This is a genomic window from Mesorhizobium sp. Mes31 (genome assembly GCF_024519675.1).
Classification (GTDB): Bacteria; Pseudomonadota; Alphaproteobacteria; order Rhizobiales; family Rhizobiaceae; genus Mesorhizobium.
In genome coordinates, this window is sequence record NZ_JALJRL010000048.1 from 1 (window position 1) to 3,768 (window position 3,768).

Genomic DNA, 3,768 nt, shown 5'->3' on the forward strand with positions numbered 1-3,768 from the left:
ACCGAGCTGTACAACGGATCGAGCGGCAACTGGACGACAACGAGCAGGCCCAGCGGGGACTGCAGCGCGAACAGGACGGCAGCGAGATCAAGGCGGTCGAACTCGAGACACTCACCGCCCAAGGCCAGACCATGGTCGAACGGCGCGACGCCTTCGAGCTCATGCGTGACCAAGCCGCCGACCACTACGATCAGTACACCGGCTCGGCCTGGCGACCGCGCACCGGGTCGATGGTCAACCACCACCATCTCACCGCCGCAATGATCGATAGCCGCGACTTCCTCGCGGCCAGGCGGCGCGCCGAAACCGAAATCATGTTACCCGCCGGCCCCAAGATTGCCTTCTCCGGCGGCGATACCGCCGATCACGAGCTGATCTGGGCAAAGCTCGACCAAATCCGCGCCAAGCATCCCGACATGGTGCTGATGCACGGCGGATCACAGAAAGGCGCCGAAAAGATCGCCGCCCGCTGGTCCGATCATCGCAAGGTGCCGCAGGTCGCCTTCAAGCCCGACTGGAGCAAACATGCCAAGGCCGCTCCCTTCAAGCGCAACGACCAGATGTTGGCGGTCATGCCGATCGGCGTCATCATCTTTCCGGGCACCGGCATTCAGGAGAATCTCGCGGACAAGGCCCGCAAGCTCGGCATTCCGGTCTATCGGCTCGGCAACGGCGGCGCATAAGCGCCGTCGGAACCCAAGCGCCCCTATAAAAGACTGGGAGGTACGGCTTCCTTCAAGCCATGTCGCTCGTATCCTTTCCCGACGCACCGGACATCGCGCTTGCCGACACCTAAGCCGCCGCCCACCTCGATGGCGCTGACTGGGCGGCGGATCTAGGCAGGCACAATGCGGCCCTTCACGCCATCGCCATCGCCATTGAATTGCTCCTGAAGTCGCATCTTCTCGGGGTCGCGACCGATGATCGCTGGAACCGCCGCCATATCGGGCACGATCTCGACAAGGCGGCTCTTTACGCCGAGAGAGCTGGATTAGGTCTGCCACCGCGACTGCACAGCGTCATCGTCCAGCTTCATACTCATTTTCAGCGTGGCGGCTTCCAACGGGATCCATCGCGATCATGGCCGTCCGGTTTTTCGCTCGACGCCCGCCACATCGCGCGGCAGCTTGCTCAGACGCTCCTGGAGCGTGGCGGCAACAACGCCCGCTGCTCCCGATTTGAAGATGACCGCACCCCGCGATCCATTGCGCTGATCCTTGGTTCAGCCGACGGCCTGACGCCATCAACCCGCAAGGGGTCGGACTACGCGAAGCGTGCCGCCGCTCCGGCTTCACCTTCGCGGTGATTGCGGCCATCCACCGAACACATCGGGCGCCTGTCAGCGGGGGAGGGTCCTCCGCTTCAAACAGGAGCCGGATCGATGTCCTTCGCCGACGCACATGCCTTCGCCTTCAGCCTCGCCGCCACTCTCATGGTCACCATCGTCATCTTTCGTGCTGGCGACGGCACTCTCTCGGTCGTGCCGTCGAACGAGTATGACGGCGACGACACCGCCATCATCGGCGAAATCGACCCGTTCGCCCCATGACGGGGCGGACATCGCGCCTGGCGATGCAAGAACACCGGCGGGTTTCGCCGGTGCTTTTCCTTTGCTACGCTGTGCACTGCGCCAGGTGGTGGTGGAAGGCGCAATCGCCAGAGCTATTCTCTCGGAGACACCACCATGATCATCCTCGGCATTCTCCTTTGCATCGCGGCCATCGGCATCTTGTGCTGGTTGCTGTTCACGCTTGCTATCGTCGCCCTTCCGTTGTTCGTCGGCGTCAACGCAAGTACATGGGCATTCAACACCGGTGCCGGCTGGTTTGGCGCGATCCTTGTCGGCATCCTCGCAACCGGGTTGACGCTCGGCGTCGGCCAAATCCTCCTCGGCGTTATCAGACCCATGTGGGCGAAGCTGGCGATCGCAATGGTCTTCGTCGCTCCCGCGATCGTTGCCGGCTACCATGCCACTCATGGCATCGCGAAGCACATGATGCCTTCGGAAACCTGGCAGATCGTCTTTTCCGCCATTGGCGCGGTCGCCGTCGGCGTCACGGCGTTTCTCCGGGTCGCGGGCATGGCCGCCGGCGACCAATCCGGTAGGGGCATGGTTCGAGCTTAAACCCGCGCGAGCGAGGCGGATGGACCAGAGCGATGAAGGCTTGGCCTCCTTGTCATCGGTGGTTGGAGCACTCGGGATGCATGCCAAGGATCGAGCAACGGCCACGCTCCACGCCGGCGCGGCCTCGTTTGTGGACTTGGACTTTCTTCGGTCGACGCCGCAAGGCAGGCCGACAAGTCGGTGGCAGGACGGCAGCGCGGCCGGTGGCTGCGGCGTTGGAGGTGCGCGGGGTTCCCGACGCCTGGAATGCGTGGACGACGCCAGTGAACTCGTAGCGATCTGCTGGAGGTGCGTTGGACGCCAACGTCTCCGTTGCCAATCTGTCCCAAGAGCGCTCCAAACGGCCTCTTCAATGGGCTGATCTGGCCGAAGGACGGCTGAAGCCTCGACCGCCTAGGCCGCAACGGCGCGTCTCTACTTTCTTCCCCTGCCGGCTCCCACCCCATGCCGCAAGCGCATGGGGACCCCGAGCGCCGCCATTCCTCGCGAGACAAGAAAGTCGTTCTTGCGCCGTCCTCCGCGTTGCTCCGGTCGCAAGCGATGCGTCGTCGGCCGCCTCCGGCCAAGTGATCGCCATCGAGGCCGCATGGTGCGGGCTCGGAACAGAAAACGGAGACTTACAATGGCTACCATCGGCACCTTCAAGAAGTCCGCCTCGAACGAGTTCACCGGCGAAATCGTCACCCTCAGCGTCCTGGCCAAGAACGTGCGCATCGTCCCAGACACACGCGCCACTGGCGAGAACGCTCCCAGCCACCGGGTGCTGGTCGGTCGCGCCGAGATCGGCGCCGCTTGGTCGAAGACCTCCAACGAAGGCCGCGACTATCTGGGTCTCAAGCTCGACGATCCGAGCTTCAACGCCCCGATCTACGCCAACCTCTTCGACGACGAGGAAGGTGAGGGTTTCTCGCTCATCTGGTCCCGCCCGAACCCGCGGCGGGGTGACTAAGGACCCGCGCAGGCCCCGGCCGGAAGGCCGGGGCCTTCTTGCGCTGACGTCCGGTTCGGTTCACCTCAAGCCGAGAGCGATGCCGAAACCGCATCGCCTGATGCTTATCAACCATCCTCCGTCGGCGCTGTTGTTTCTATAAAATGCAGGCTTTCACTCCGTGAAGACGAGGTAAGCGATGATCGAGCCGTTTGACGAAACCGCGCCGACCAGTGACGAACTCACCGAATACGATCGGGAGCACGTCAAGCTCTATGTGCGCCTGCTTGACGCCGCCGACGACGGCGCGGACTGGCGCGAGGTGGTCGAAATTCTCTTCGGCATTGATCTGACGAAGGAGCCACAACGCGCCCGGCGCATCCATGACAGCCATCTGGCGCGAGCGCGCTGGATGGCGCGTGCTGGCTACCGCCATCTCTTGCGTCAACCCGGCAGCTAGCACCACCGCTCCTGTCGTTCCCAGGTGATGCCGTTTCGGCATCACCCGATGCCCGGCGAGGGTCTTCCACCAATCGCTACAACCCGGAATTGTTTTGAGGCGGGGTCTACGCGTTTCTTGCGTGAGGAGCTCTTGGATGAGGCCGGATACGTCGCATTGGCGAGACAATGCCAGCTATGATTATTTCGATACATTGCCCGTCGAAGGGCTCGCCTGGGAGTGTCTGCGGCGTCACGAACCCTATCAACGGCACTA

General features: G+C 63.2%; 7 protein-coding genes. All 7 read left to right on the forward strand.

Annotated features, from left to right (window positions below):
* Positions 1–683: DUF2493 domain-containing protein (locus NR193_RS33080; RefSeq protein WP_256754850.1), on the forward strand; the 683-nt coding region annotated here is incomplete at its 5' end.
* Between the two features lie 200 nt (positions 684–883).
* Positions 884–1,306 carry a hypothetical protein gene (locus NR193_RS33085; protein ID WP_256754851.1) on the forward strand — a complete coding sequence of 141 codons (423 nt, stop codon included), beginning with the start codon at positions 884–886 and terminating at the stop codon, positions 1,304–1,306.
* Between the two features lie 75 nt (positions 1,307–1,381).
* Positions 1,382–1,549 carry a hypothetical protein gene (locus NR193_RS33090; RefSeq protein WP_256754852.1) on the forward strand — a complete coding sequence of 56 codons (168 nt, stop codon included), beginning with the start codon at positions 1,382–1,384 and terminating at the stop codon, positions 1,547–1,549.
* A 135-nt stretch (positions 1,550–1,684) separates the two neighbouring features.
* Positions 1,685–2,125: a hypothetical protein gene (locus NR193_RS33095; protein ID WP_256754853.1), complete on the forward strand. Its 441-nt coding sequence runs from the start codon at positions 1,685–1,687 to the stop codon at positions 2,123–2,125.
* A 622-nt stretch (positions 2,126–2,747) separates the two neighbouring features.
* The gene (locus NR193_RS33100; RefSeq protein ID WP_256754854.1) at positions 2,748–3,074 is read left to right on the forward strand and encodes a DUF736 domain-containing protein; all 327 of its coding nucleotides are present in this window, start codon (positions 2,748–2,750) and stop codon (positions 3,072–3,074) included.
* A 178-nt stretch (positions 3,075–3,252) separates the two neighbouring features.
* Complete coding sequence (locus NR193_RS33105; protein WP_112099290.1) at positions 3,253–3,513, forward strand: DNA -binding domain-containing protein; 261 nt, start codon at positions 3,253–3,255, stop codon at positions 3,511–3,513.
* 136 nt (positions 3,514–3,649) lie between these two features.
* A partial coding sequence (locus NR193_RS33690; RefSeq protein WP_375162762.1) for a transcriptional regulator domain-containing protein occupies positions 3,650–3,768 on the forward strand: 119 nt, incomplete at its 3' end.